Source organism: Raoultibacter timonensis, from assembly GCF_900240215.1.
Classification (GTDB): domain Bacteria; phylum Actinomycetota; class Coriobacteriia; order Coriobacteriales; family Eggerthellaceae; genus Raoultibacter; species Raoultibacter timonensis.
Genome location: NZ_LT964679.1, coordinates 2,087,767 through 2,114,048, shown reverse-complemented (window position 1 = coordinate 2,114,048; position 26,282 = coordinate 2,087,767). Strand labels below are relative to the sequence as shown.

19 protein-coding genes and 1 pseudogene are annotated in these 26,282 nt (G+C 60.0%); 13 read left to right on the top strand and 7 right to left on the bottom strand.

The window, feature by feature from the left end:
• Positions 1-332: 332 nt before the first annotated feature.
• The 7 genes and pseudogenes from C1722_RS09335 to C1722_RS09310 all read left to right on the top strand — a co-directional run bounded on the left by C1722_RS09335 (position 333) and on the right by C1722_RS09310 (position 7,591).
• Positions 333-2,693, top strand: coding sequence for a molybdopterin-dependent oxidoreductase (locus C1722_RS09335; RefSeq protein ID WP_244902514.1), 2,361 nt, complete (start codon positions 333-335; stop codon positions 2,691-2,693).
• Positions 2,694-2,708: 15 nt separating this feature from the next.
• Positions 2,709-3,044, top strand: coding sequence for a 4Fe-4S dicluster domain-containing protein (locus tag C1722_RS09330; protein ID WP_102378985.1), 336 nt, complete (start codon positions 2,709-2,711; stop codon positions 3,042-3,044).
• 141 nt (positions 3,045-3,185) lie between these two features.
• The gene (locus tag C1722_RS09325; RefSeq protein WP_102378986.1) at positions 3,186-4,580 is read left to right on the top strand and encodes an MFS transporter; all 1,395 of its coding nucleotides are present in this window, start codon (positions 3,186-3,188) and stop codon (positions 4,578-4,580) included.
• Positions 4,577-5,329: pseudogene (locus C1722_RS17415) on the top strand (molybdopterin-dependent oxidoreductase); the annotation flags it as partial. The gene C1722_RS09325 and the pseudogene C1722_RS17415, both read left to right, overlap by 4 nt.
• A gap of 263 nt (positions 5,330-5,592) precedes the next feature.
• Entirely contained in the window at positions 5,593-6,987 is a 1,395-nt protein-coding gene (locus tag C1722_RS17410; protein WP_244902513.1) for a molybdopterin dinucleotide binding domain-containing protein, read from the top strand.
• Positions 6,988-7,006: 19 nt separating this feature from the next.
• Positions 7,007-7,342 carry a 4Fe-4S dicluster domain-containing protein gene (locus tag C1722_RS09315; protein ID WP_102378985.1) on the top strand — a complete coding sequence of 112 codons (336 nt, stop codon included), beginning with the start codon at positions 7,007-7,009 and terminating at the stop codon, positions 7,340-7,342.
• Positions 7,343-7,402: 60 nt separating this feature from the next.
• On the top strand, positions 7,403-7,591 hold the full coding sequence (locus C1722_RS09310) for a hypothetical protein (RefSeq protein WP_102378984.1): 189 nt from the start codon (positions 7,403-7,405) through the stop codon (positions 7,589-7,591).
• Positions 7,592-7,668: 77 nt separating this feature from the next.
• Here the strand turns inward: C1722_RS09310 and C1722_RS09305 are convergent, their stop codons facing one another.
• The 3 genes from C1722_RS09305 to C1722_RS09295 form a co-directional block, all read right to left on the bottom strand.
• Complete coding sequence (locus tag C1722_RS09305; RefSeq protein WP_102378983.1) at positions 7,669-8,796, bottom strand: acyltransferase; 1,128 nt, start codon at positions 8,794-8,796, stop codon at positions 7,669-7,671.
• Entirely contained in the window at positions 8,789-9,880 is a 1,092-nt protein-coding gene (locus tag C1722_RS09300) for a D-alanine--D-alanine ligase family protein (protein WP_102378982.1), read from the bottom strand. Before C1722_RS09300 ends, C1722_RS09305 begins: the two co-directional genes overlap by 8 nt.
• A gap of 357 nt (positions 9,881-10,237) precedes the next feature.
• Positions 10,238-11,704 carry a helix-turn-helix domain-containing protein gene (locus C1722_RS09295; RefSeq protein WP_102378981.1) on the bottom strand — a complete coding sequence of 489 codons (1,467 nt, stop codon included), beginning with the start codon at positions 11,702-11,704 and terminating at the stop codon, positions 10,238-10,240.
• Positions 11,705-12,265: 561 nt separating this feature from the next.
• On the opposite strand from C1722_RS09295, the gene C1722_RS09290 reads away from it, so the two are divergent.
• Together C1722_RS09290 and C1722_RS09285 are read left to right on the top strand one after the other, a co-directional pair.
• Complete coding sequence (locus C1722_RS09290) at positions 12,266-13,873, top strand: FAD-dependent oxidoreductase (RefSeq protein ID WP_244902512.1); 1,608 nt, start codon at positions 12,266-12,268, stop codon at positions 13,871-13,873.
• A 641-nt stretch (positions 13,874-14,514) separates the two neighbouring features.
• The gene (locus C1722_RS09285; protein WP_102378980.1) at positions 14,515-14,781 is read left to right on the top strand and encodes a hypothetical protein; all 267 of its coding nucleotides are present in this window, start codon (positions 14,515-14,517) and stop codon (positions 14,779-14,781) included.
• A 112-nt stretch (positions 14,782-14,893) separates the two neighbouring features.
• Here the strand turns inward: C1722_RS09285 and C1722_RS09280 are convergent, their stop codons facing one another.
• Both C1722_RS09280 and C1722_RS09275 read right to left on the bottom strand, forming a co-directional pair.
• Entirely contained in the window at positions 14,894-15,553 is a 660-nt protein-coding gene (locus C1722_RS09280; protein WP_102378979.1) for a cytochrome c3 family protein, read from the bottom strand.
• A gap of 32 nt (positions 15,554-15,585) precedes the next feature.
• On the bottom strand, positions 15,586-17,262 hold the full coding sequence (locus tag C1722_RS09275) for an FAD-dependent oxidoreductase (RefSeq protein ID WP_102378978.1): 1,677 nt from the start codon (positions 17,260-17,262) through the stop codon (positions 15,586-15,588).
• A 267-nt stretch (positions 17,263-17,529) separates the two neighbouring features.
• On the opposite strand from C1722_RS09275, the gene C1722_RS09270 reads away from it, so the two are divergent.
• Both C1722_RS09270 and C1722_RS09265 read left to right on the top strand, forming a co-directional pair.
• Entirely contained in the window at positions 17,530-19,041 is a 1,512-nt protein-coding gene (locus C1722_RS09270; protein ID WP_102378977.1) for a helix-turn-helix domain-containing protein, read from the top strand.
• Positions 19,042-19,284: 243 nt separating this feature from the next.
• On the top strand, positions 19,285-19,932 hold the full coding sequence (locus tag C1722_RS09265; RefSeq protein ID WP_102378976.1) for a peptidylprolyl isomerase: 648 nt from the start codon (positions 19,285-19,287) through the stop codon (positions 19,930-19,932).
• 111 nt (positions 19,933-20,043) lie between these two features.
• Here C1722_RS09265 and C1722_RS09260 read toward each other — a convergent pair whose 3' ends face one another.
• Positions 20,044-21,444 (bottom strand): helix-turn-helix domain-containing protein, encoded by a 1,401-nt coding sequence (locus tag C1722_RS09260; RefSeq protein WP_102378975.1) that lies wholly within the window; start codon positions 21,442-21,444, stop codon positions 20,044-20,046.
• A 350-nt stretch (positions 21,445-21,794) separates the two neighbouring features.
• On the opposite strand from C1722_RS09260, the gene C1722_RS09255 reads away from it, so the two are divergent.
• Complete coding sequence (locus tag C1722_RS09255; protein ID WP_180995224.1) at positions 21,795-23,456, top strand: FAD-dependent oxidoreductase; 1,662 nt, start codon at positions 21,795-21,797, stop codon at positions 23,454-23,456.
• 101 nt (positions 23,457-23,557) lie between these two features.
• Positions 23,558-24,166, top strand: coding sequence for a cytochrome c3 family protein (locus C1722_RS09250; RefSeq protein ID WP_102378973.1), 609 nt, complete (start codon positions 23,558-23,560; stop codon positions 24,164-24,166).
• Positions 24,167-24,467: 301 nt separating this feature from the next.
• Here C1722_RS09250 and C1722_RS09245 read toward each other — a convergent pair whose 3' ends face one another.
• Complete coding sequence (locus C1722_RS09245; protein ID WP_102378972.1) at positions 24,468-25,874, bottom strand: helix-turn-helix transcriptional regulator; 1,407 nt, start codon at positions 25,872-25,874, stop codon at positions 24,468-24,470.
• Between the last annotated feature and the right edge of the window lie 408 nt (positions 25,875-26,282).

Here is a 26,282-nt window from a genome sequence, read left to right as displayed (position 1 = left end):
GCAGCTCCCGGTGCGCCTGCGGCCCCCGGTGCCCCGAAGGCTCCCGGTGCGCCCAAGCCACCGAGCCAGCCGTAACGTACGCAATGTCAGCCCAAGGTGCGCAGAGCGCGTACGGGAGACGGGAGGTCTGCCATGTGCTTCGGTAGCTGCCGTGTGACGTGCGATAACTGCAAGCCGAAGTTCGTGTATTGCCCCGAATGCGGGCGAAAGAACATGCTCGTCTTCAAGGCATGCAAGCAATGCGGAACGCTTTTGACGGAAGAGATGAAGGAACACGCGATCGAGGAATGGGAAGCGGGGGCCCGAGCGCGTGCCGAGAGGAAGGAACGTCTATGACTATGGATAAAGAGTGGAAGACCGAGGTGGGCGAGCTGGTTCGTACCCGCACGTGCGGATGGTCGCCTCCGGGCTGCCATCCGGTGGGATGCGGTATGTTCATCTACACCGACAAGGACGGCAAGTTCGTCAAGGTCGAGGGCGACCCCGACCATCCGATCAGCCAGGGCCGTTTGTGCCCGCGGTGCCTCGCGATGGGTGAGTTCTTGCAGCATCCCGATCGCATCAAGTACCCCATGAAGCGCGCCAAGGAGGATCGCGGCAAGGATACGTGGGAGCGCATCACCTGGGACGAGGCGCTCGACATTCTCGAGACCGAAGTGCGTAAGATCTGGGATACCTACGGTCCCGAAGCGATCTTTCTTTCGAAGGGCACCGGGCGCGAGGCCACCGAATACGCCCCGCCCATGGCGCAGGCCGTGTTCAAGACGCCGAACAACGCGTTCATGATGTCGGGTGCGTCGTGCTACGGGCCGCGTACCGTTATCGGCGACTTCCTTTTGGGTGCGGGATACCCCGAGCTCGACTACGCAGCGTTCTTCCCCGAGCGCTACGACGACCCGCGCTACGAGGTGCCGAAGTACATCATACTCTGGGGCAAGAGCCCGCTGCAGTCCAATCCCGACGGCTTCTACGGCCATGCTATCATCGACCTCATGAAGCGGGGCAGCAAGCTCATCGTGATCGACCCGCGCCTGACCTGGCTCGCTTCGCGCGCCGAGTACCATCTGCAGCTGCGCCCGGGCACCGACGCGGCCATCGGGCTGGCTATGCTCAACGTGATCATCGGCGAAGACCTCTACGACCATGCGTTCTGCGACGAATGGGTCTTCGGCCTTGACGAGCTTGCCGAGCGCGTGAAGGACACGACGCCCGAGTGGGCCGAGGGCATCACGTGGGTGCCTGCCGACGTCATCCGCGGAGCGGCGCGCGCCTTCGCCACCAACGCCCCGTCCTCGATCATGTGGGGCCTCGCCATCGACACCCAGCAGAACGGCGCGCAGGCCGGACAGGTTCTTCTGTCCATCGGTGCCATCTGCGGCTACATGGACGTGCCCGGCGGCATAACGCTGGCGCTGCCCTCGAGCTTCTTGGGACGCTGGACCTACGAGACCATGCAGTTCGTCGGAAAGGAAACGGAGAAGAAGCGCATCGACGCGAAAGAAGATCATCCGGCGTACGCGACCGGCCCCTACGCCCATCCCGATTCGGTGCTGACCACGTTGGAGACTGGGGAGCCCTACGCCTTCCACATGTTCTACTTCTATGCGTCGAACCCCATATCGCCCACCTGCTATGCGGAGCCCGAGCGCTGGTACAACGGCATCATGAAGATGGACTTCAACGCTGCGCAGGACTGCTTCATGACGCCCACCATCATGGGTCTGTGCGACCTCGTGCTTCCGGTCAGCTTCTTCCCGGAGCATGACGGGTTCGTGCTTCCGCACTTCGGCCGCAACACCCACTTCCTCGGCGCCATGAACGCCGCGGTCGATCCCGGCGAGGCGAAGTCCGACCTCGAGATCGACATGCTCGTGGGCAAGCGCCTCAACCCCGAGGCATGGCCGTGGGATTCGGTCGAGGAGTTCTTCGATGCGCAGATCCACACGCAGTACGACTGGGGCTTCAACGAGCTTCGCGAGTACGGTGCGTTCCAGCAGCCGTTCGAGTACCGCAAGTACGAGAAGGGTATGCTTCGCCCCGACGGCGAGCCCGGCTTCAACACGCCGACGGGACTGATCGAGGTGTGCTCGTCGATCTACGACGACTTCGGCGAGGACGAGCTCCCCTACTTCATGGAGCCGGCGATGAGCCCCTACAGCACGCCCGATCTGTACGAGGAGTACCCGCTCGTGCTCACCACCGGCGGACGCAGCTTCGTGTCGTTCCATTCGGAGCACCGTCAGATCCCCTCGCTGCGCTCGCTGCATCCCGACCCGCTCGTCACCATCAACCCGAAGACGGCCGAGGAGTACGGTATCAAGGACGGCGACTTCGTGTGCATCGAGAACATGCTGGGCAAGTGCGTCGAGCGAGCCCGCGTGTCCAACGAGGTGCCCGAGCGTGTCATCCATGCAGAGCACGGCTGGTGGTATCCGGAAGACGATCCCGAGTATCCCGATCTGTACGGTGTTTGGAAGTCGAACATCAACCGGCTCATCCCCATGTACAAGGTCGGCAAAACGGGTTACGGCGCGCCGTACAAGAACGTGCTCGCCAAGATCTACAAGGTTGACGACTTCGACGCCGCCAAGGAGCTTCCCGAGTCGTACGTGCCGCGCGAGAGCCGCGGGCCTGAAAGCATGACGAACGGCGCTCCGCAGCCTATGAGCTACGAAGCCATCCATCAGGATTAGGACGAGGTGATGTTAATGAAGAAGCACGCGCTGCTCATCGACTACAAGTACTGCACCGGCTGCCACAGCTGCGAGGTGGCCTGCCGCCAGGAGAAGGGCATCGAGTCCCAGGACGAGTGGGGCATCAAGCTCGCCGAGTTCGGCCCCGAGCGCCTGGCGGGAAAGTGGTACTGGAACTACGTGCCCGTCCCCTCGACGCTCTGCGACCTGTGCGCCTCGAGGCTCGAGGAGGGCCTCAAGCCCGCCTGCGCCCACCACTGCCTCGCGAAGTGCATGGAGGCCGTTCCCCTCGAGGACGTGCCCGCCCGCATGGCCGAGCTCGGTGACGGGGTCACCTGCTTCGTGCCGTAGTCGGTTTGACGAACCTGCTCGTGGTGGCGGTGGAAAGAACCGCAGCTCGGTCGACCGACCGGCCGGGCTGCGGGCCACCGCCCGAACAGGGCGAAACCTCGGATCGATTGCTTTGTTGCTGGGAATAAGGGGGATTCTGTTGTGGATAAAGTCTACGTTTCGGACATCATCGAAAAACCGGGAGGCATGAAGTTCTCCGTTCGGATCCTGCTCTTCGTCGGGCTGGCGATGGTGTTCGACGGGTTCGACTACATGATCGTATCGTTTACGATGCCTCAGATCACCGAGGAGATGCAGCTGGGTTTCATCGCTACCGGCAGTCTGGCTTCGTTCAGCCTTCTGGGAATGCTCATCGGCGGTTTCCTGTCGGGCTACCTTGCCGACAGGTTCGGCCGAAAGCATGTGATGAACGTGAGCATCATGATATACGCGTTGCTCACCGTGCCTATCTTCTTCGTCCATACCTACGATGCGTTCGCCGTATGCCGGATACTGTCGGGCATCGGAGTCGGCGCCGTCATCCCCTTAAGCGTCACCATCGTTTCGGAATACGCGCCGACCAAGCATCGCGGTGTGTTCGTGACCATGACCAAGACGTTCATGATGCTCGGGTGGGTGCTTGCCGGATTGACGGCCATGTACGTGGTTCCGAACTTCGGCTGGCGCATGTGCTATCTCATCGGAGGATTTCCCTTCCTGTACGGAATCCTCATGCACTTCATCATGCCCGAATCGGTGCAATGGCTGCTGAGCAAAGGGAGGACGACCGAGGCGCTCAAGATCGTGAACAGGATCAACGATACGCTCGACGCGCCGAAGGAAGGCGGCTATACGGCCGATGAGATACTGATACCCGAGGCGGAAAAGGCAGGCCAGCTCCGCCAGGTTGTGTCGAAGAAGTACTTGAAGGTTACGGTGGGCATATGGCTGGTTGCGTTTACCACGTGCGCTCTTTCGTATGGATTGACGAATTGGATGCCCACGATCCTGCTGCAGAGCGGGTATTCGGTAAGCGCGAGCTACGGGTACACCACGCTCATGAACCTGCTCGGTTGCGCGGGCGCCGTGGTGGCGGGAGTCGCCGCCGACCGTCTCGGAAGGATCAGGAGCGCATACGTCGCGTTCTTCCTCGCCGGGCTGTCGGTTGTGTTCACAGCGGTGTTCGGATTCGGCGGCTTGATGATCGTGGCATGCATATTCATGGGCTTCGCCATCAACTATGCCTACATGTCTCCGGCGCCCATCACGATCGAGGCGTATCCCACCGAGATCAGGGCAACGGGGCAGGCCTGCGTTACCACGGTTGCGCGAATCGGCGGCTTCATAACGCCGATGGTGATCGGCGGCGCCCTCGCATCGGGATCGACGTTCTCGACGGTTCTCGTCGTGTTCCTCGTCCCGCTGTGCTTGGCCGCCCTGTTCACGAAACTGCTCATTAAGACGGAGACGAAAGGTGTCGCAATGGAAGATCTCGGAACACTGCCGAGCGATTCGCTCAACGGAGGAAATACATCTCAGGAAGGAGAACGGTTATGACAAAAGCTCAGACATGGAAAAGCGACGAGGGGGAGCTGATCAGGGTTCGTACCTGCGGATGGTCTCCTCCGGGCGATCATCCAGTGGGATGCGGCATGTTCATCTACACCGACAAGGACGGCAAGTTCGTCAAGGTCGAGGGCGACCCCGACCATCCGATCAGCCAGGGACGACTGTGTCCGCGGTGTCTTGCGATGAAGGACTTCCTCGAAAGCCCCGATCGCATCAAATATCCCATGAAGCGCGCCAAGGAAGATCGCGGCAAGGATACGTGGGAGCGCATCACCTGGGACGAGGCGCTCGACATCCTCGAGGCCGAGGTTAAGAAGATCTGGGAGAACTACGGGCCCGAGACCATCTACCTGTTCCAGGGAACCGGGCGTGAGGCGACGCTGTATGCGCCTCCGATGGCCCAGGCCTGCTTCAAGACGCCGAACTGCTCGTTTTCCATGTCCGGCGGATCGTGCTACGGGCCGCGTACGGTCGTCGCCGACTTCCTTTTGGGCGCCGGATACCCCGAGCTCGATTACGCCGCCTACTTCCCGGATCGCTACGACGATCCGCGCTACGAGGTGCCGAAGTACATCATACTCTGGGGCAAGAGCCCGCTGCAGTCCAATCCCGACGGCTTCTACGGCCATGCCATCGTGGACCTCATGAAGCGGGGATCGAAGCTCATCGTGATCGACCCGCGCCTCACCTGGCTCGGCGCACGTGCCGAGTACCATCTGCAGCTGCGCCCGGGCACCGACGCGGCCATCGGCCTCGCCATGCTCAACGTCGTTTTGGGCGAGGACCTCTACGATCATGAGTTCTGCGAGAACTGGGTGTTCGGAGTCGAAGATCTTGCCGAGCGCGTGAAGGACACGACGCCCGAATGGGCCGAGGGCATCACGTGGGTGCCTGCCGACGTCATCCGCGGCGCGGCGCGCGCCTTCGCCACCAACGCCCCGTCCTCGATCATGTGGGGTCTTGNGCGCGCGCCTTCGCCACCAACGCCCCGTCCTCGATCATGTGGGGTCTTGCCATCGACACCCAGCAGAACGGCGCCCAGGCGGGCCAGTCGCTGCTCGCGCTTGCCGCCATCTGCGGTTACATGGACGTGCCCGGCGGCATCACGCTGTCTCTGCCCTCGAGCTTCATGGGGCGCTGGCGTTTCGAAACCGCGCAGTTCGTCGAGCCCGAGACTATGGCGAAGCGCATCGACGCCAAGGAAGACCATCCGGCGTACGCATGCGGGCCGTTCGCCCATCCTGACGAGGTTCTCACGGTCATGGAGACCGAAGAGCCCTATGCGTTCCACATGGCCTACTTCTACGCGACCAACCCGATTTCCCCGACGGTGTACGCGGAGCCCGAGCGCTGGTACAACGCGCTCATGAAGATGGACTTCAACGCCGCGCAGGACTGCTTCATGACGCCCACCATCATGGGCCTGTGCGACCTCGTGCTCCCGGTCAGCGGATTCGCCGAGCACGACGGCGTGGTGCTTCCGCACTTCGGCCGCAACACCCACTTCCTCGGCGCCATGAACGCGGCGCTCGATCCCGGCGAGGCGCGATCCGACCTCGAGATCGACATGCTCGTAGGCAAGCGCCTCAACCCCGAGGCGTGGCCGTGGGAGAGTGCCGAGGAGTTCTTTAACGCGCAGATCCGCACCCAGTACGATTGGGATTTCAACGACTTGCGCGACATGGGCGTATACCAGCAGAACTTCGAGTACCGCAAGTACGAGAAGGGTTTGCTGCGCCCCGACGGCGAGCCCGGCTTCAACACGCCGACGGGCATGATCGAGGTGTGCTCTTCGATCTACGACGACTTCGGCGAGGACGAGCTCCCCTACTTCATGGAGCCGGCGATGAGCCCCTACAGCACGCCCGATCTGTACGAGGAGTACCCGCTCGTGCTCACCACCGGCGGACGCGATTTCGTGTCGTTCCATTCGGAGCACCGCCAGCTGCCCACGCTGCGCAACATCACGCCCGACCCGCTCGTCACCATCAACCCGAAGACGGCCGAGGAGTACGGCATCAAGGCAGGCGACTTCGTGTGCATCGAGAACTCCCTGGGCAAGTGCGTCGAGCGCGCCCGCATCTCCAACGAGGTGCCCGAGCGCGTCATCCACGCCACGCACGGCTGGTGGTATCCCGAGGAGGACGGCGAGTACCCGAACCTGTTCGGCACCTGGAAATCGAACGTCAACAAGCTCATTCCGATGTACAAGGTGGGCAAGCTCGGCTACGGCGCTCCCTACAAGAACGTGCTCGCCAAGATCTACAAGGTCGACGGCTACGAAGCCGGCGATTCGGATCCGGCGGCGTACGTGGCACCTGCGAGCCGCGGACCCGAGAGCATGACCGATGCACACGCTCCCTTGAGCTACGAAGCCAAGCACGACGACGAATAGAAAGCGAGGTGAGACGACCGTGAAGAAGCACGCGCTGCTCATCGACTACAAGTACTGCACCGGCTGCCACAGCTGCGAGGTGGCCTGCCGCCAGGAGAAGGGCATCGAGTCCCAGGACGAGTGGGGCATCAAGCTCGCCGAGTTCGGCCCCGAGCGCCTGGCGGGAAAGTGGTACTGGAACTACGTGCCCGTCCCCTCGACGCTCTGCGACCTGTGCGCCTCGAGGCTCGAGGAGGGCCTCAAGCCCGCCTGCGCCCACCACTGCCTCGCGAAGTGCATGGAGGCCGTTCCCCTCGAGGACGTGCCCGCCCGCATGGCCGAGCTCGGTGACGGGGTCACCTGCTTCGTGCCGTAAGCGTTTGGAAAACGGGGTTGAATCCCGACTGCAAGAATACGATTGAGATGGAGGCCCGACATGGCATACAGTCCGAACCAGAAAGACGTTGAGGGCATCGAAGAGATTGCCGACAAAGCGCCGAAGGTGTGCCCGAACTGCGGTAAGCCGTTGCGCAAGATCGTTACGAGCCGCGAATTCGGCAGCTTCACGACAAAGTGCCCGTGGTGCAAAACCAAGTTCGACTACGAGATCAAAGAAGACGAGTAGCAGGTCTTGAGCGCACGGGCGGACGGGCTTGCAGCCTTCCGCCCGTGCTTTTTCTCGCATACCGCAGGCAGGCTGGCTTAGGGCACCTGCCTGCGGGTCTTATCGCCGTCGTACGGCGCTTTCCTGCTGCGCCCTTTATTCGGTGCTCCGGTCGCCGGCAGCAGCCGTTTTTGGTTCGATCTCCGGCAACCCCGTTTCCTCCATGCGTTTTTCGCTCCTACCGCCGCAAGCGACACCGCAAGCGAAGCCAGACATACCGCCCCGAAGAATACGAGCGAGTTTCCTGTGATGATATCGGTGAGCCCGCATGCCTTCGCTATGCCGCGCACGAGGATGATGCAGAGGGGGTGTAGGATGTATATCCACAGCGAGAGGTCGCGCGCCCAGGAGGCGTTGAGGGACAGTCGCATGCGTGCGAGCACGACGATCAGGAAGTACGTTGCGGGGACGAGCATGAAGTACATGCTGTCGTGGCGGTCGAGCCCGAACCCGTGCACGAAGCTCCCCTCGGCTGCGAGCAGCACGGCGGATACGAGCAGTCCCATGCGTTGGATGTCCGCATTGGACCCATCGGAACTTCGTTTCGATGCGACGACCCCGATCAACAGGAAAAGCGGGGCGAAGAAAACGCCGTTGCGGGTGTGGGGCGATACCGCGAACACGGCATCGTAGAAGCCCCTCAGCGCATCGGTTTGGCAGGCGAAGCCGTAATAGCTGTCGCCGAGAATGCCGATAAGGTACAGCGCGGCTGCGATCGCGAGCGAGATCCCCGTTCCGAACCGATCGAGCAGAAACGCAACGAGCACGCAGCCGAGAATGGCGGCGGGGAAGTACCAAAGGTGGTAGAACGTGCCCTCGAATACGATGGCTTGAAAGGCGGCAAACGGCGAGTCGGGCAGGTTGCCCGCGTAGACGGTTACCGGCAGGTACAAGAGGGTTGCGATCGCGTAGAGAATGCAGAGCTTTTTGAGCTGCGAGCGAAACGATCTGCTTGCGAGGATCGAGCCCGCGCGGTGGCGTGCGAGTACGAAAAATCCTGTGGTGGCCAAGAAAAACGGTACAGCGATGCGCCCGAACGTATAGGTGACGACGTCATCGACCGCGGGGTCGATCGAAGCGAACGGTGCTACGTGGATGGCGACGACGAGAAACGCCGCCACCATCCGGAAAAGATCGATCGCCGGGTAGGCGCGGCGCTCAGGCATAGGCGAGCATGTGCGTGTCGGCCGGCGTTTCCGCGTTTGCGAGCGCTTCTTCGATTGCGACGGTGAGCACTTCCTCGAGCGACAGTCCGGCCGCCTCGAGCATCGAGGGGAAGCGGCTGTGCGCCGTGAAGCCGGGAATCGTATTCGCTTCGTTGAAGAGCAGGCGTCCGTCGCTTGCCAAGAAGAAATCGATGCGTGCAAATCCCGTGCAGCCGAGCGCGCGGAACAATCGCTTTGCAGCCCGCTTTACCCGAAGCGCATCGCGCTCGGCGATGCGGGCGGGTACGACGATGCTGGCTACCTCGCACGAGTATTTCTCGATGTAATCGAACACCGCTCCGTTGAGCTCTATTTCATCGGGCTCGCCCACGATGAGGGTGCCGCCCGATTCGAGTACCGCGCAGCCGATCTCGGCGCCGTCGATCTCTCGCTCGAGGATCGCCTCCGAATCGTAGGCGAAAGCGCATGCAAGTGCCCGAGCCAAGCAGTCGGGCGATTCCACTCGGCTGAGCCCCATGGATGATCCCTCGCGCGGAGGCTTTACGAACAGGGGGTATCCGATCCGTTCTGCAACATGGCGCATTTCGAGGTTGCTCATGCGGATATCGACGAGCGCTCCTTCGGGTACGCTGACGCCTTCGGCTGCGGCGATGCGGTGGGAAATGGTTTTGTCCATGCAGACCGCCGATCCCGTAACACCGCAGCCGACGACGGGGATGCCGGCAAGTTGCAAGGCGCCTTGCACGCTTCCGTCCTCGCCGTTGCGGCCATGGAGGATCGGCAGCGCCGCATCGAGATGCACGAGCGTTCCCGACGAGAGATCGATGACGCCGTGCGCTTCCTGCCCGAACGGCAGTGCGATGGGGGTGCAGCGCCCCGTTTTGAGCCACGAGTCGTCCTCGATCGACCGAGCATCGCCGCCGTATCGGTGCCAGCCGCCCGAGCGGTCGATTCCGATAGCAACGATGTCGAATCGCTTGGCGTCGACGCTCTGCATGACAGCAGCTGCCGAATGAAGCGATACGGGATACTCGTTCGAGCATCCGCCGAACAGGATCCCGATCGTGGGCTTTGCTGCGTCCATGGCGTTCTCCTTCAGGGTAGACGAAAAAAGAAGCGCGCAGGTCGTGTACGTTTCGGCCTTTCCGCGGCTCGGGGTTCCCGACGGACTTTGCCGTGTGCGGCCGAACCTGCGTGCCCGTGCATCCAGGCTACCTCGAAGCGGGCTTAAGCGTCTCGAAACAATCGTCAACGAAAACCTTAAGGAGCATTAAGTTATTCTGAAGAAACCGCGTTGCACCAAACGGCTTTGCTGCGGGCGGCACCGCTCTCGGATCGGTTTTGCCGTCGCGGCAAGCCTTGCCGCTGTAGCGCGGTTGGCTATGCTTCCGCAACCGGCTTCCTCCGAAGGCGGCGGCCGATCGTCTCGTGCAGCGGGGCGCTATCCGTCGGCATTCGGCGCGCTTTCGCCTTCGATCAGGTCGATGAGCTCCTGCTGGGAGTGGACGTCGGTTTTGCGGTAGATGTTCTTGACGTGGCTTTTCACCGTTTCGTCGGAGATGACGAGCTCCTCTTTGATGTGCGCGCGGTTGCGCCCTTTCGAAAGCAGGAAGAACACTTCGATCTCGCGCGGCGACAGGCGGTATTGGCGGGCGAGGCGCGTACACGATTTTTCGAACTCGGATGACGAATCGGCTTCTTCGATGGGCTTGACGAAGCCCCAGCCGGTGTTGGCCGACCCGTTGCCGAGGGCGAACAGCGCGATGAGCAGGATGAGGAATATGATGGCGGCCGAGAGCATCGCCAGGTCGAGGTCGGTGCGGAGGAATCCGAGCATGCAACCGCTCGCAATCGAGCCGACGAGTTGGCCGAGCTGGATCGAAAACAGGCTCCATGCCGCGATCCAGCTTGCAGGCAGCTTCGATCTGGATGCCAGCACGGGCCATATGGCCCAGAGCACGATGTAGAAATACTGGTAGCCGAATTGGTGGACGCCCGTGCCGATGACGTTGAACGGTTCGTGGAGGGGCAGAAACAGAAAGCCCGCCGCCATGAGGGGCAGCGCCACCTGGTAGGTCATATGGTCGAAGTCCATCTTGTAGATGCTCGTCGTGACGAATACCGCAATCGATCCGCCGACGATGGCGATGATGTTGAGCAGGTCGCGCATGCCGGTCAGTTCTGGCCCGATGGGCGCGAACAGCCCCTTCATGATGCCGAACGAGATGCCGAAGAACAGTGAGATGGCTATGAGCTTGTAAGGCGGTTTCTTCTCGATGTGCACGTTTTTCTTGCTTCGCGCCAGATGCGGGATGCTTCGCTTGAACCGCACGAGGTAGGCCATGCTCACAACGGGCAGCGCAGCTACGAGGATCTGGCTCACGTCCGCCGGGATAGCGGTCAGCACGAGGAAGGCGACTGCGGCGATCATGAATGCAACCACGCTGTAATTGACGGTTCGCTGAGAGCCGAGCGAGGCGAACAGCTCGCCCCAGAGCACGACGACGATCGCCGATCCGACGCCCGTGAGCACCGAGCCTACCAGGTAGACGGGTAAAGCGATCGAGCCGGCGAGCACGGTTGCGGGATGCGAGATCAGCAGGGTTCCGATGGCGGTGAGGGCTGCTGCGGCCCAGGGGAGCGCACGGATGCTCGAGAGCGGATTGCGGAAGTGGGAGAGCATGAGCAGGAATGCGATGGTGATCACGTTTGCGAGCAACGAAGTAACCCAAAGCGGTTCGAGCGCGAACGCGTCGGCGGTCGAGGTGACGATGAAGGCGCCTTCGCTGTAGAACAGCGAGCTCCAGAACACGCACCAGATCCACGTCCAGTGAGCGGCGAAGCCGATGAGATCGGGCGCGCGCCACAGCTCTTTGCGCAAGCTCCCGTCGAGCAAGCGGCTTTTCATATCGGCTCCTCCCTGCGCACGGCCACAGCCGTCTCCCAATGCACGTTCGGCTCGGTGCAGCACAGGCGATTCCTCCCTGTGATGCACGGGGCCGCTTCCCTCGATGCGCCGTTCGGAACCCCGTATGCGGTTTCGATTGCCAGGCAGCTCGTTCTAGCGCGCAGCCGATATGCGCCCCGAGGTTCCGATTCGTATCTGCATTATAGAGGAGTTCTTACGGTTTCCGCCGAAACGACCATCCCCCTGCTCGGGGGATTTTCCTGTGTGAGCGGGTCGTTTCCCCCCGCCCAAGGGATGACGGGGCGCGGGACGGGGCGTAGTGTCGATGGCATCGCATGCTGAGGGCGTGCGGAACAGGACGTTTCAATCCAGGAGGGAATTACATGGAGGAAAACACGACGAAACAGGGACTCTCGCGCCGTTCGTTCATCGGACTCGGCGGCGCTGCGNCAGGGCACGACCGACGCCGGAGCAGGCCAGGCGGCCGCCGGTGGATCCGACGCTGCAGGCGGCATTCCCGTAGCCGATAGCGGGGCTTCGGCCGGCCCCGATGTTGCCGGCATGCACAGCTGGGAGATCGCTCCCGAGGCCATCGCTGCCGACAAGATCTCGGGCACGGAGGATTGCGACGTGCTCGTCATCGGTGCGGGCCTCGGCGGCTGCTGCGCCAGCATTGCGGCGCTCGAAGAGGGTGCCGGCAAAGTGATCGTAGTCGACAAGAACCCCGAGATGGTGATCGCGCGCGGCGTGCATATCGCCGGGTTCCATACGAAGGTGCAGCAGAAGCTGGCTGACGAGGGCCTCATGGAAGAGCCCGACTACAACAACGTGGTGCGCCGCTGGATCAACTGGGCGCAGGGCCGCGTGAAGGAGCCTTTGCTGTGGGAGTTCGCGCACAAGAGCGGCGCATGCTTCGATTGGCTGTACGATCTGGCAACCAAGAAGAACCTCGAGGCGCTTTTGTGGGACGGTTACTACAAGGGCCCCGATTACACCGAGTATCCGGTTACGCACATCTTTTATCAGGCCGACAAGTACGAGGAAACGGTGAACTTCACGTTCTACCAGGGCTCGGGCGTGGGCGATGTGTACGGCAACGCGGTGCTCGTGCCGGCGCTGTACGAGACCATCGCCGATCTGGGCGGCGAGATCCGCTGGCAAACGAAGAGCGAGCGACTCGTCCGCGAGGGCGACGGCCCCGTCACTGGCGCCATCGTTTCTACCGGTAAAGACGAGTACATGCAGATCAACGCGAAATCGGTCATCATCGCCTCGGGCGACTACGCTGCCGACGACGAGATGTTCCAGTACTATTCGCCTATGACGGCATACGCTATGGACGGCCGTTTCTACAACCCGCCCGACTGCGACACCGGCGACATGCACAAGCAGGCCATCTGGGCCGGCGCGGCCATGCAGAAGTCCGAGCCGCATTCGGCCGTCATGCACCTCGATTTCGGTGCGGCGAGCTACGGCTTTCTGCATGTGAACTGGGAGGGCAAGCGCTTCAAGAACGAGGACGTGAACACCCAGTCCAAGAGCGTCACGAAGGCGCTGCAGACGCAGAAGGAAGCCTGGAGCATCTACGACTCGCATGGTCTCGAGCAGGTGAAAGAGCAGATCGACGCCGGTTTGGGCGGCGGTTTGCAATGGGGTCAGCTCACGCAGCCCGTGGGCGGCGAGTACAACCTCGAAGCGCAGAAGATCGTACTTGAGGGCGAGGTCGAGAGCGGCCAGACGCTGAAGGCCGACTCGCTTGAGGATCTGGCCAAGCAGATGGGCGTGCCGGCTGAGAACCTCATAGCGGCGGTCGATCGCTACAACGAGCTGTGCGATCTTGGCAAAGACCTCGACTTTGGCAAGCGCCCCGAGGTTATGGGCAAGATCCTGGAGCCGCCGTTCTACGCGGGCAAGCTGGTTGCGAGCCTTCTCACCATGTGCGGCGGTTTGCGCACTAACACCGAGTGCCAGGTGCTCGACGCCGAGGACCAGCCGATCGGCGGGCTGTACGTGTGCGGTTCGGCCGCCGGCGAGTTCTTCGGTGCAGGCGACTATCCCACCTATGTGCCGGGTATCGGCCACGGGCGCTGCGTGACCTTCGGTCGTATCGCCGGAATCAACGCCGCTGGCGGCGATGCCGACGCGAAGATCCCCAGCCTCGACATCTAACCGTTTCAAAGCGCTGAACAAGCGTGATGCCCTTCGTGTTGCCGTATCCTCCCTTCCGCTCGCGGCGGCACGATAGAAAAGCAGCCGGTGCCTATGCGCCGGCTGCTTGCATGCTGGCTCCGACTTCTTGGCGGCAAACGGCGGTCGGGTCCCGATATACGGGAAAATCCTCATCGTGTTGCGTTCCGGGCGGAACCCTCCGGATGTCTGAATCTTTGACCTGCGCAAACGCGGAAGCCCTATCCGGCACCGGTCCGCGGTAGTCTGAATACCCGCTCGAATCGGCCCCTAATTGCTACACAATGAGGATTTTCCCGTAAATCGAGGCCGATTCGCCGGTGAGCCGGGATCTGCATGCTCCCGCGCAGCGCTCGACGGCGATCGGGCGCCTTGTGGCTTCGGGCGAGCTTATCCAGGCAATGACTCGCCGGCGGATGAAGCCCAACGTTCGATCTTCGGCCACGCCGTCAGACCGCCGCTGGCGCGCTCGCCGCGTTGCCCGGGGGTGTTCGCGCTCTGTCACCCGATTGTCGCTAGACCGATACGGTGCGTTCATTGAACGGCTCTGCGGGATGGTCGATACTTACCTTAATGAGAACCCCCGGTTTTACCGGTTGATACAGCGAGGAAAGGACATCGTCATGCATGCGACATTGGAAGCCATACACAGGGCAAGCAGGCAGCCGGGTATAGAAGTCGACGATACCGAATCGGCTAGCGCGATCGAGGAGGCGGCCGACGAGCTGTCGACGGGTGCCGGAGCGGAAGAGACCGAGTCGAAGCGAGACGAACCCACCGACGAAGAGATCGACGAGGCGATCATCGCGCTCGAAGAGCGAGCGGAGGAGATCTCCCGAGGCGATAACGCCGACATCCAGCTTGAGGTCGATCCCGATCAGGTAAAGTAGCGGCTACTGGGCTTTGAAGGCGTGAGGTTGCAAGCTCACGCATACGCGCGCACTCCGTGCTGGTTTGAAACCATCCCGTCGGCGGCTCCCATTGCGGGAGCCGCCGATTCTTCTATCGATCTCTGAGTTCGTGGCAGGTGCCGCATTGGAATACGCCGCGATGGTGGCACTGCGCGCAGTATTTCATGGCATCCTTCGGAAGATCCCGAGAATGGTTGTTGTGGCAATCGGTGCAGGTGGCCGGGTGCTCGTCGTGCTTGGATCCCTCGGGGCGTTCGTGCGGGTTCACCGTTACGCCGTTGGAATCGGTGAGCGCCGTCGAGCTCGCCGTGAGTGCGGCCATCTCTTCCATGGAGCCGTGGCAGTCGATGCAGCTTTGGGGCTCGACGGTCACGACGGTTGCCTTCGTCGGCGCTTTGTCGCCGAACTTCACATCGGCATGGGCGGTCGAAAGCTCCGATTCCATTGTATGGCAATCGCCGCAGACCTGCGCTTCATGGGCTTCCGCCTGGGGGCACGCCGGTTCGGCTGCGCCTTCGGCTTCCACCGTATGGCATAGGGAACAGTCGCTTTCCATGGTCCAGCCGACCGGCTGGCCGTCCATCGCCGAGGTAGCAGACGGTTGCTCCTGATCAGTCGGCTTCGGCGCGTCGTCGGCCTCTTTCGGGGCGCATCCGACCGAGATCGCCAGTACCGTCGCAAGAGCGAGGACCGCACCGAAGACGGCGAGCAGCGCGACGCCCCGGTTGGTTCTATTCGTGTTCGTATCCATTGCAATTCCCTTCTTCGACGGTGCTGCCGTGCCTACTTCTTCTCGGCGTCCCAGTTTTCAAGCGTCGAGGCGTGCCGTCCTGCGATGCGGCCCCACACCATGTTCTCGGAGTTGTTGCCGCCCGTGATGCCGTAGCTGTGCGCCTGGAAGTTGCCGAAGCTGCCCGCGGAGTACAGACGGGGGATGACTTCGCCGCGCACGTCGACTACCTGGGCGTGCTCGTTCTTCTTGGGGCCTCCGAGCGTCGAACAGGATCCGGGGTAGAGGGTGTAGCAGTAGTACGGGCCCCCATCGAGCTTCTGGAGCGTTTCGGGATCGCGCTCGAATTTGGGGTCGGCGCCCGCTTCGCAGATTGCCTGGTAATCGTCGAAGGTTGCCTTGAGGGTTTTGGCATCCATCCAGTGATCCCATTCCTGCATTTTCTCGGCGAGCTCCTCGATGGTGTCGGCTTTGGTGATCCACCCCTTCTCGAGCTCGACCATGTTGTCTTCGCTCCAGCCGTCCCAATCGCGCAGTTCGTCGGGTAGCTGCGAGGTCATGTTACCGCACTCGAAGAAGTCGCCCTGGCTGACGCCGATCTTACCGCTCGTAAAGTTCGTCTCGTCGAAAACGACCCACGTGGGTATGCGGTCGTAGTCGTCGATCTCATCGTTGAACTGCGTATATACGTGCCATCCGTTGTGGGGTGTCTCGCCGTTGGCCGCTTCGTTGACGTAGCGCTTGCCCAGGCGGTTCACGTAGAAATAGGAGTTCGTGGGCAGATAGGCGTCGACGCCGAAATCGTTTTCTGGATCGCGGGTGTACATCGAGGACATCGAAATAACCATCGACATGTGCCAGAGCTTCGCTCCGACCTCTTCCACCATCTTGATGCCGTCGCCGGTATTGTAGCGCCAGCCTTCGAAGTGCCATGGGTAGCACTTGAGGTACTCGCGGTGCAGATCTTCATTGAACTCGAATCCGCCTGTCGTGAGGATGACGCCTTTGCGCGCCTTGACGGTTTTCTCTTCGCCGCCGATCATCGTGCGGCAGCCGACGATTTCTTTCGTTTCGGGGTTTTGGATGAGTTTCTCATCGTGGCAATCGAACAGCACCTGCACGCCGAGGCTCTCGCGCTGCGCATCGAGCTCGCGGTAGGTCTGCATGCCGAATCCCTCGACCGACGAGATCTTAATGCATCCGCCGTAGGCGTTGTCGTCGAGGAAATGGTACTCGGGGATGGTGCCGGCGAGTGCTTTTTCGGCAACCTCGTAGTTCATGCCGTACTTGTCGGCGTATTCGGTGTGGCGTGCGGCTTCCTCGACATAGGCGTCGATCATGGTGTCTTCCATGAGTCCGTGGCTAAACGCCTTGCAATAGGCCTTGAGGCGTTCGGGGTCGGCAACCACGGTCCATTCCCCGTTGTTGATGCGGCTGTTGCCGCCGCCCTCGATGGGGGCTTTTTCGAGAATCAGGACCTCGGAACCTCCCTCGTCGGCGGCAACGAGGCTCGCCCACATGCCGGCACCGCCGTATCCGATGATGAGCACGTCGCACTCGTAGTCCCACGTTGTCGGAAGCCATTCTCCGCTCCTTGCCGATCCTGTTGCGGAAGCGCCCGACGTGCAACCAGCGAGTGCGGCCGTACCCGCCATGGCGGCACCGGCAACTGCAGCGCCTTTCAGAAACGAGCGCCGTGATAAGCCGGCATGGTTGGTGAACTTGTCCATATTTCCTCCTTGTTCGCAATTCGCCGTGCTATCGTATTCAGCACGGCTTTGTAACGCTTTGCATGTGCGTTACGCCCATCGATACGGTACGGGCCTGGAAAACATCTGCCCTCCAGCGGTGCATCGGATTTTTTCGAGATACCGCGAGGTTCCGCGTCGATGCGTCGGTTTTTTGCCACTAGGGTTCTCCATCCGATGCCTCATCTGACAAGGTGTGAGTTACTTGAGAGTGGCTATTGGGCTTACGTGTGCTTTGGGGGAAATGGGATGCGGGAAACGATTGCGCGGGAAAGCCTCGAGGACGCTCTGGGGGCGTTTCGATCACTGGACTTCTATGTTGTTATGTTCGGGCTCGCCCTGTGCCGAGCGTGGATTGTCCTATGCCTTTCGGCTCCGTTCGTCGTGTCTGAAATCGGCGTTTCTGACTGGTTGTTTCTGATCCCCGGCGCCCTGAGCACCCTTGCCGCTGCATTCGTTGCTTACCGGGTTGCCCAACGCGCGCGCTTCGACCGCCGGTTCAAGGCGATAACCGGAGCGATGGTCGGGGTCTGCGTACTCGGGTCTCCCGTAGTCGTTTTGGGGCAAAGCACGATCGGTATGGTTGCGTTTATGGTGTTGGGCGGGGTTGCATCGAGCTGCCTTCAGGTTCTCTGGGGAGTGGGATTCGCGCGTCGAAAGGCCTCGTTTTCCCTGTACTGCTATCCTTCTTCGGCGATCGTAACGGCGGTTCTTGTTGCGATCGTGCTCTTCGAGGGGGGCCTTTTGGCGTTTTGCCTCTATCCTATCGCGTCGTTTCTGCTCCTGCTGGTTTCTACAAGCAAAAGCACGGGCGTCGAGCTCGCCGACGACGGCGATACGGCATCTGGCGATCCGGCTATTGAACGGGGCGAAAGCACATCGGGGCGAAAACCGTTGCCCTACCACGTTATCGGGCGGTTGCTCGTGAGCATTGTGATATTCAGCTTTCTGTGCAGGATGTACGACGCCTTGCCGTCGGGCGGTGCCGTGGATCCCCTTTCCGCGATCGGCGGCAGCTCGCTGTTTGCACTTGTTGTGACGGGCGCATTGTTCCTTGTATTTTCCGTGCTGCTCGGACGGGTTTTCAACCCCTTGTTCGGGTATCGCATAGCGCTTCCCCTCATGGCGCTTGGGATGGCGATCGTTTCCCTGTTCTTCTCCGATCATTGGTATCTTTCGATTTTGCTGATCGGCGTAGGCTACGAGCTTTTCGATACGTTGACGTGGATACTGCTGGTTGCTCTTGCCCAAAACCAGCAGGTTCGTCTTTCCCAGTACGTCATTTTCGGTTTGGGGACCGCCGCCACGATGCTCGGCATGGGAATCGGTTATTTTGCGGGCGGTACGGTACGCGAGAGCATCGTGTACGGAAGCCTGCAGGTGTCGTCTATCGGCATCGTCAGCGTTATGGTGCTGGTGGTGACGGCGTTTCTCGTGCTTCCTGAAGGTACGTTCGCCCAGCTTGCAGGTCGGCGGCTTTTCGATCGGGACGGGGGGAAGGCGATCGTGCGAGAGGCGGATGCGGCAGGAAACCCGCTCGAGACGGGATGCGATGCGATTGCAGACGAATACCGGCTGACTCCGCGCGAAAAGGATGTGCTCTTGCTGCTTGCGCGCGGGCGAACGCTTGCGATTATCATGAGGGATCTCGGCATTGCCAAGGGCACGGCCCAGACCCATATCGAAAACGTGTACCACAAGCTAGGGGTTCACAAGCAACAGGAGCTCATCGACCTCGTCGAGTCGTACGTTGGGATCTGAGCCTCTGCTTCATTCGCCGCGTCTTGCTCGAGGCGCTCGCGTGCGGTTGCCCGATTTTCCTGCGGGCGGACGGTGCGGAGGCGTACCGATGACTTTCGAATCGCCAAAATAGGGTGCTCCATCGGATGCGCGAATCTTCGGTTTTGCTAGCATCGGGTAGCGAGGAAGCAAGGAGGGCGTTCGCGCCGGTTCGCAGGCTGCATGGGGGCCAGGCGGTGTGCGCAAAGGATGGAAGGAAGCGTTATGTCTCGAATCGTACTGCCCGTGTACACGCCGCGCTACAAACCCAACGGAAGCGAAGTGGCCGTGATAACGACGGGGAAGGGCGTCGTAACCGTGCAGCTCGATGGGGCCAATGCGCCGAAAACCGTCGGCAATTTCATCGAGCTTGCGTGCAAGGGGTTTTACGACAGCCTCAAGTTCCACGCATACAAGCCGAACTCGGTTGTGCTCGGCGGTTGCCCTATCACGCGTACGCTCGGTCCGGCGCAGGTCGAGGCCGCATCGCGCGGACTCATTCGCGGCATTCATCCCGGGGTGGGGGACGCGCGCTATACCATCGAGGACGAGTATGCGGGAAAGCCGAACAACAAGCACGTGCGCGGAAGCCTATGCTTCGCGCATAAATCGGAGCCGAACTCCGGCAGCTGCCAGTTCTACTTCTCGCTATCCGAGCAGCCCGAGTTCGACGACGCCTTTACGGTGTTCGGGATGACGGTCGGCGGCATCGACGTCGTGGAGGCCCTGCGTGTAGGCGACGCCATCAAGGGGATAGAAATCATGTACGCAGACGAAGACGCGCTTGCGCAGGCCGTTGCGTTTGAGACTCCGAAACCGGGGGCGGGCAAAGAACAACAGGACGAGGCGATGCTGCAAGCGGGTTTGTGCTGAGCAAAACGGGCACCCCTCTTCTCGTTGGGTCGATTCGAATCGGCGGGCGTGCGAAGCGAATTGGGACGCTGCACGTTTGCGGGGGCACTTGTCGATCTTGTCGGTGTCGTTTCAGCTACGCGCCTTCCGGATGAACTCCTGACGCGAATGCGCATCGAACTTCTCGTATATGCGGCTGATGTGCGCCCGCACTGTTGAGGGGGCGATGAACAGCTCCTCGGCTATCTCTGCAATCGTCTTTTCATCGAGGAGAAGCGCGTATACCGAAGTTTCACGCTTGCTCAAGCCGTATGCCTGGGCGAGTACCATGGCATGATCGCGCTCGGCTTCGTTGGAAAGGGCTAAGCGCATGTCGAAGGCCCCGGTTCCGCTGGATCCGGCTATGATGAGCCCGTAGGATGCCACTACGGTGGCAACGAGGCCGATGATCAGATATGTTTCCCAGGCAGCACCGGAAACCAAACGTTCGGCCTCCTTCCCCAGAACAGTGAAAATCGTTACAAGCGAGCTGAGGAGCGCATATGAGAACAGGGGATCTCGGTTGCATCCTTGGCTCTGTACGCGGGCGACGATATAGACTACGAGGAACACGCTACCGAGAGCGGCTGCGATGAGCGTTTTCGAGATAAGTGGGGGAATGGATAAGAAGAACGACGAAAGCAGTCCGATAGTCATGAGTGGGCAGGTAATCCAGTATACGGTTGTGAGGTTAAACGTTTCGTAACGAACCATAAGCCCGATGATGATGATCGCAGAGGGCAGGGCGAAGCCCATTTTGAGTCCAAACGAAGAAACGCCGACCGATAGATAGCTTGTGCAGAAGCCGTACGCAAACGGGATAATAGCGGCAAAAGCTATCAGACGCTTTGAGGGGAGGTAGACGGGAAGGTTCTTTTTGCGTAGGGGGGCGGTGGCTGGGCAGGCAATTGAGCTCGCTGCTGACAGAAGGAGGGAGCTGATCAAGCATGCGGAAATTACGTACGCGTAGCTTGCTCCGATGTGCACATCTTCGATGATGGGGAAGCTTGCGAAATTAAAGAGGAACCCTGCTGATATGACGATAAGCATTTTGCGTGGCGGTAGTTTCGACATCATTTTCAGCCACATGAGTATGCACAGGGCATATCCGAATCCCATGGCAACATCACCTGAAATGCCCAAAACCAGCGAAGGAACATGTGTTGCATCGAGGGCAATGAGGCCGTTGCCTGCCGCCATCAACGCAAAAGGCGCTACACTGGCCAATCCGAGCGGACGTCTGCTCCATACCGTGAATGCGATTGCGGCTACCGCTAAAAAACCGAGCACTTCTCCAATATCTATGATTGCATTGAAGTCAAGCGGGCGGATGAGTCCAGCCTGCTGCGAAGCGATCGACAAACCCCAGTTGAACGGAAAAAGCGCGAGCGAATATCCCGCAACGATAAGAACGGTTGCTTGGTTTAGCTGAAGCGTCCGAACCAACGATTCGAGCGAAAACTTGTTTTGACGAGTTCCCTTCTTGCTGTGCATTGTTCCTCCCTCGATCCCTCAGCGAAGTGTAGCAGCACATGAAGCACCTGTGCTTGCAAAGGAACCGCCGAACTGATTTTAAGCAAGCTTAAAACGGAAAAGGAATTCTCCATTGCTGTGATGACCTAAAGTTTTACCAGTTGAATAACCTGTTTTTCGATCTCTAGCCAGAGGTGGTTTGCGTGCGGTTTTGGGAGCGCTGAGCGCAGGATGCAGGGATTAAGCGGTTGTCGAATATGCGCGACATCGAGGCGTTTTCTAAGATTGGAGCGCCGCTTTCGGTAGCAAAGCTTTTCTGGGCTGCTCGAACCGTAAGGCGGTGTAAGCGTAATTCGAAAAAGGAGGATGGGATGAAAGAAGTATCACGTCGTAATTTCATTAAGGGTGCAGGCATAATCGCCGCTGGTGCCGCTTTGACGGGGCTTGCCGGGTGCGGTGCTGACGAAGGGAAGCCGGATGTGGCGAATGCAACTAATTCGACGGCTTCTTTGGAGTGGGTCGACGAAGCGGATGTCGTTATCGTGGGTACAGGGGCGGCGGGCCTGAGCGCTGCCGCAACGATGAGCCTTGAAAACCTGGGAAGCGCACTTGTTTTGGAGGCCGCTCCCGAGGAGTTGCGCGGGGGGAACACCATTGCTTCGGGACAGATTGTCTTCTGCCCCGACAGCCCAGAGGCGGCGATCGAATACCAGAGCGCATTGAACGGACCCTATTCTGTTCCCGATGACGTCATGAAAACATGGGCCGAGGACATCTGCCAGAACGTGCAGTGGCTGACCGATAACTTCGGGGGCGATTACGAGGGCAACTACTACGATGAAATAGGCGAGTTCCCCGAAATGCCGAAGGCCGAACAGATGCCAAGCTACCTTCACGAGGGAAAGAGTAACAATCAGGCTACCTGGCAGCTGCTGTTCGACTATGTAGACGGCACCGATACGCCGATCTACTACGACTCGCGTGCTATCAAGCTTATAACGAATGAGTCGAACGAGATTATCGGCGTATCCACCGAAGACGGCCGTAATTTCAAGGCCAACAAAGGCGTCATATTGGCATGCGGCGGATTCGAGTCGAATCCGGATATGATGGCGCAGTACATGCCTGCTGGCTTTCCAGAACGCGTTGGGAAAGGGACGTGGTACAACCGTGGAGATGGAATAAAAATGGCGCAGGAGGTCGGTGCCCAGCTATGGCATATGAACAACTGCTCCGGAAACAACCTGGGCGTCAAGGCGCTCGCTTCCGATGAGATCGATGCCCGCACCTCGGTGTCATGGCAGACGAACGATTACATCTATCTGAACGAACGCGCGCAGCGTTTCATAAACGAGACCGTGTATGAGCTGAGAAGCGGCCTGCAGCGTCATGGTAAAAGCTATCGCAGTGGCACGTACGCCGATCTCGATCTGCCAACGGGAGCTTGGGCGGTTTTCGGGCAGGCAGCATTTGATGCAGGCACTCTCTTCTCGAAGAATTGTTTCGCGGGCTCGATGGACTACGAGGGCTTTTTCAAGACCAATCAGGAAGCGCTCGATGCGGGCGTTATTGTAAAATGCGACACACTCGAAGAGGTCGCAAATGCGACGGGATACGACGTGGAGGCCGTTACCGCCACCGTGAACTTCTACAACGAATCGGCTGAGCAGAATAAAGACACGTTGTTCCATCGTGGCGAGGCAATGAACAGATTCGGAGAGCTCATCTCAACGCCAGGTCACGAAAACGATGAAATCGCAACCAAACCGTTCGATCTGGTTAAGCTGGAACCCCCGTACTACGTTATCGCTTTGCATGGACAGATCCTGAATACGCAGGGCGGACCCAAGCGCACGGCCGAATGCGAAATCGTCGATGCGAGCGACGCGGTCATCCCTCGCCTGTACGGTGCGGGCGAAATGGGCTGTGCGTATCCGTACGTGTACAACGTGGGCGGCAACGTGAGCGAGGCGATATCGAGCGGTCGTCGATCGGCCCGCAATGCAGCGGCACTCGAGCCTTTAAAAGCTTAATTCCAACGTGCGTATGTGCGTCGATTCCGTACTCCCTCTTTACGGGTCGGCGCACATCGCATGCGCTTTGCCGAAGACGAAAATCGAATGGAGAACCAAGAATGAGATTATTGATCAAGAAGGGGACACTGGCCGGTGTCATTTGCTTTGTATTGTGCCTTGCAGTTGCCGGATGCTCGCCGAGCGAAGCCGCCGAATCGGACCGCGATTCGGCGGGTCAATCGAGCGAGGAGGCGGTTGTGTCGACTTGGTCGCCCGATATAGATTGCGGTACATGTCACGAGGCGGAAACTGCCACCTCCAAAGACGCTGCATGCTTAGCGGGTGCGCACACCGTTGACCAAGGCTTCGGATGCATGACTTGCCATGCGGACGAAGGGGCTTTATCCGCTGCCCATGCTGACATGAACAGCGGTAAAACGCCGAAGAAACTAAAAAGTACAGAGGTTGACCAGGACTTGTGTTTTGGCTGCCATATTCAAGACGAACTCATGGCTGCCACGGCTGACAGCATCGTGCTGACTGACGATTACGGTAAAACGGTCAACCCCCATGCGATACCCGAGAACGCAGACCATGCCGAAGACGTACTCTGTACAAGCTGCCATAAGGGACACAGTACAGAGGGGATCGAGGAGGACTCCAAAGACCTCTGCGTCGGCTGCCATCATGCAAATGTGTATGAATGCGGAACCTGTCACGAAGAGTAGCAACGTCGTCGACCTGTCTCGCTGGGGGGTCTGGCAGCTGGGTTCGAAGCCTACAATGTAGGCGATTCGCTGGCGCCGGGCACCATCGCTCATGCTACGTTTACGGGCAATAAGGTGGCCAGGGGGATTTAGCGTCGGTTCACGCGAGGCCGTCCAACGGCGTCGTTTGGGGTGCGCAAAAGCGGCACAACCGGATTACACGAAGAGGCGGAGCCGGCGAATTGCGGGCCCCGCCTTTCGCTTTGGACATTTCAAGGCTTTGGGCGGCTGCCGATACGGGGTATCGGGTGCGGATCGCCTACTACAACCTCCCAACCATTTCAACCACGTCTTCCCGCGCATGCACGTCGAGCTTGGCGTAGATGTGCCTGATGTGGCTCTTGGCGGTACCGTTCGAAATGACGAGAGCTTCCTCGACTTCGGCGATGCTTTTATCCTGCGCGAGCAAAACGAGCACCTCTTCTTCTCGTTGGGTCAGTCCGAACCGGTGGGCGATGATCGAACATTTGCCCTGCAGGGTTTCAAAAAACTCCTCGACGGCATCGTTTCTCTTGGCGGGAAGGGGGTTGATGCCCCAGGTGCTGGTGAAATCTTTGTCGGAAAGGAAAAACATCGCACAGGTTGCAATGAGCACGATGGCAAACGCTCCGAACACTGCTTTGTCGTCGAGTCCGACGGATGCGGCCCAGGAATAACCGTATGCGGCGGCGGTGCTTGCCAGCACGCGAAACGCGCGCGTCAAGCCGAACAGCCAGATGGCGGTAACGCCGTAAGTGTAGGATATGTTGCTCAGCACGATAAGGGTAAGGATGACAAATCCCGAAAACCCTGCGTTTATCAGGACGTTTCCCAAGCCGTCAAAACCGGAGAAGAACGAGATGAGCAGGAATCCGCCGATCATGAGCGGGGGTGTGACTTTGTAGAGCAAACGGGCATCGAATTTGTCGAACAGGAACACGTTGCATACGAGCACGATTGCCGCAATGAGCAGCATGCCGAGCATTCCCACATCGTTCGAGTCGAAGCTCATCGACCTACTGAGGGTTGAAGCGAAAGCATACACCGCTAGCAAAATGGAGGGGCGGATGGGGAACGACCAGTGGGATTCCGCGCTCTCCTTTACCTCCTCTGCCTGATCGGGCAACAGACGCAAGCTCAACGTGAGCATTATCATCGAAACGACGGGCAAAAGAGCGATGACGGCCATTTGCCACAGCGAGTCAAGCATCGAAACCGCGTAGAAGAGAATGGCTGCGAGCATGAAAGAGCTCGAGTAGAAAATGCTCGCATCTCTTCGCGGAAGGCTTGCATACAATTCGCTCCAGATCAAGATCAGCAAGGAAGTGCCCGCGCCGATAAGGGCGTTGCCGGTAACAAACAGAAAATCGCCCGCCACCGCGCCGAGCGGTGCAAGGGAGGCGACGGCTGTTCCGAGAAACGAGCTTGCACCGGCCGTCCAGACAAACCCCTTTTTGGTGGAGATGGGGGCGATTTTTCGCGCGAAAAAAGCGGCGAGCACCAAGCAGGTCAGGTTGGCAAGGTTCGAAAGTATGAGCGAATCGAGGGCGCGATCGGACGTCTCGAAGACACTTGTTGAAAAGTGTATGGTGAACAGCCAGGCGAGGTACACGCCCACTCCAAGGAACCGAAGGGGGAACAAGCCCGTCTTCGACAAGATGAGATCTCTGTCCGCCGCAGTGCTTTCCATGGCATCCCTTTCCGCCTGCCAATGATTATAGCAAGGAGGCAATCCTCTCCCAGCGGCGCAACCTCGCGGTCTTGTTTTGATTCTGTACTGCTGTTTCTCTGATCAGGCAATATAGCGAGGGGTTATAAATATCATCCCTCGCAGACAGATGATCATCCGCCTTCTCTTCTCGTGAAACGACAGGTTTCATCCCACAATGACGTCGCCGATCGGATGGGGCTGCGCCGAAGGGCGGCTCCGTGTGCCGGCTTGTAACGATACGGGCTCGCGATGGGAGCCCGGGAATTGAAAGGGGATCGATTATGGGAAGTATCGATACGACCAAGATGAGTCGCCGCAGTTTTCTTGCGTTCGGCGGCGCGGCGGCGACGGTGGTAGCCGCCTCCTTCGCTGGGTGCGCCCCGGCGG

What these genes read in the sequence shown, in the direction of transcription:
- C1722_RS09245 (WP_102378972.1), bottom strand. Translation starts at nt 25,874, where the DNA reads ATGGAAAGCACTGCGGCGGACAGAGATCTCATCTTGTCGAAGACGGGC.
- C1722_RS09250 (WP_102378973.1), top strand. Translation starts at nt 23,558, where the DNA reads ATGAGATTATTGATCAAGAAGGGGACACTGGCCGGTGTCATTTGCTTT.
- C1722_RS09255 (WP_180995224.1), top strand. Translation starts at nt 21,795, where the DNA reads ATGAAAGAAGTATCACGTCGTAATTTCATTAAGGGTGCAGGCATAATC.
- C1722_RS09300 (WP_102378982.1), bottom strand. Translation starts at nt 9,880, where the DNA reads ATGGACGCAGCAAAGCCCACGATCGGGATCCTGTTCGGCGGATGCTCG.
- C1722_RS17410 (WP_244902513.1), top strand. Translation starts at nt 5,593, where the DNA reads ATGTGGGGTCTTGCCATCGACACCCAGCAGAACGGCGCCCAGGCGGGC.
- C1722_RS09310 (WP_102378984.1), top strand. Translation starts at nt 7,403, where the DNA reads ATGGCATACAGTCCGAACCAGAAAGACGTTGAGGGCATCGAAGAGATT.
- C1722_RS09330 (WP_102378985.1), top strand. Translation starts at nt 2,709, where the DNA reads ATGAAGAAGCACGCGCTGCTCATCGACTACAAGTACTGCACCGGCTGC.
- C1722_RS09260 (WP_102378975.1), bottom strand. Translation starts at nt 21,444, where the DNA reads ATGCACAGCAAGAAGGGAACTCGTCAAAACAAGTTTTCGCTCGAATCG.
- C1722_RS09280 (WP_102378979.1), bottom strand. Translation starts at nt 15,553, where the DNA reads ATGGATACGAACACGAATAGAACCAACCGGGGCGTCGCGCTGCTCGCC.
- C1722_RS09335 (WP_244902514.1), top strand. Translation starts at nt 333, where the DNA reads ATGACTATGGATAAAGAGTGGAAGACCGAGGTGGGCGAGCTGGTTCGT.
- C1722_RS09275 (WP_102378978.1), bottom strand. Translation starts at nt 17,262, where the DNA reads ATGGACAAGTTCACCAACCATGCCGGCTTATCACGGCGCTCGTTTCTG.
- C1722_RS09290 (WP_244902512.1), top strand. Translation starts at nt 12,266, where the DNA reads ATGCACAGCTGGGAGATCGCTCCCGAGGCCATCGCTGCCGACAAGATC.
- C1722_RS09265 (WP_102378976.1), top strand. Translation starts at nt 19,285, where the DNA reads ATGTCTCGAATCGTACTGCCCGTGTACACGCCGCGCTACAAACCCAAC.
- C1722_RS09295 (WP_102378981.1), bottom strand. Translation starts at nt 11,704, where the DNA reads ATGAAAAGCCGCTTGCTCGACGGGAGCTTGCGCAAAGAGCTGTGGCGC.
- C1722_RS09285 (WP_102378980.1), top strand. Translation starts at nt 14,515, where the DNA reads ATGCATGCGACATTGGAAGCCATACACAGGGCAAGCAGGCAGCCGGGT.
- C1722_RS09305 (WP_102378983.1), bottom strand. Translation starts at nt 8,796, where the DNA reads ATGCCTGAGCGCCGCGCCTACCCGGCGATCGATCTTTTCCGGATGGTG.
- C1722_RS09270 (WP_102378977.1), top strand. Translation starts at nt 17,530, where the DNA reads ATGCGGGAAACGATTGCGCGGGAAAGCCTCGAGGACGCTCTGGGGGCG.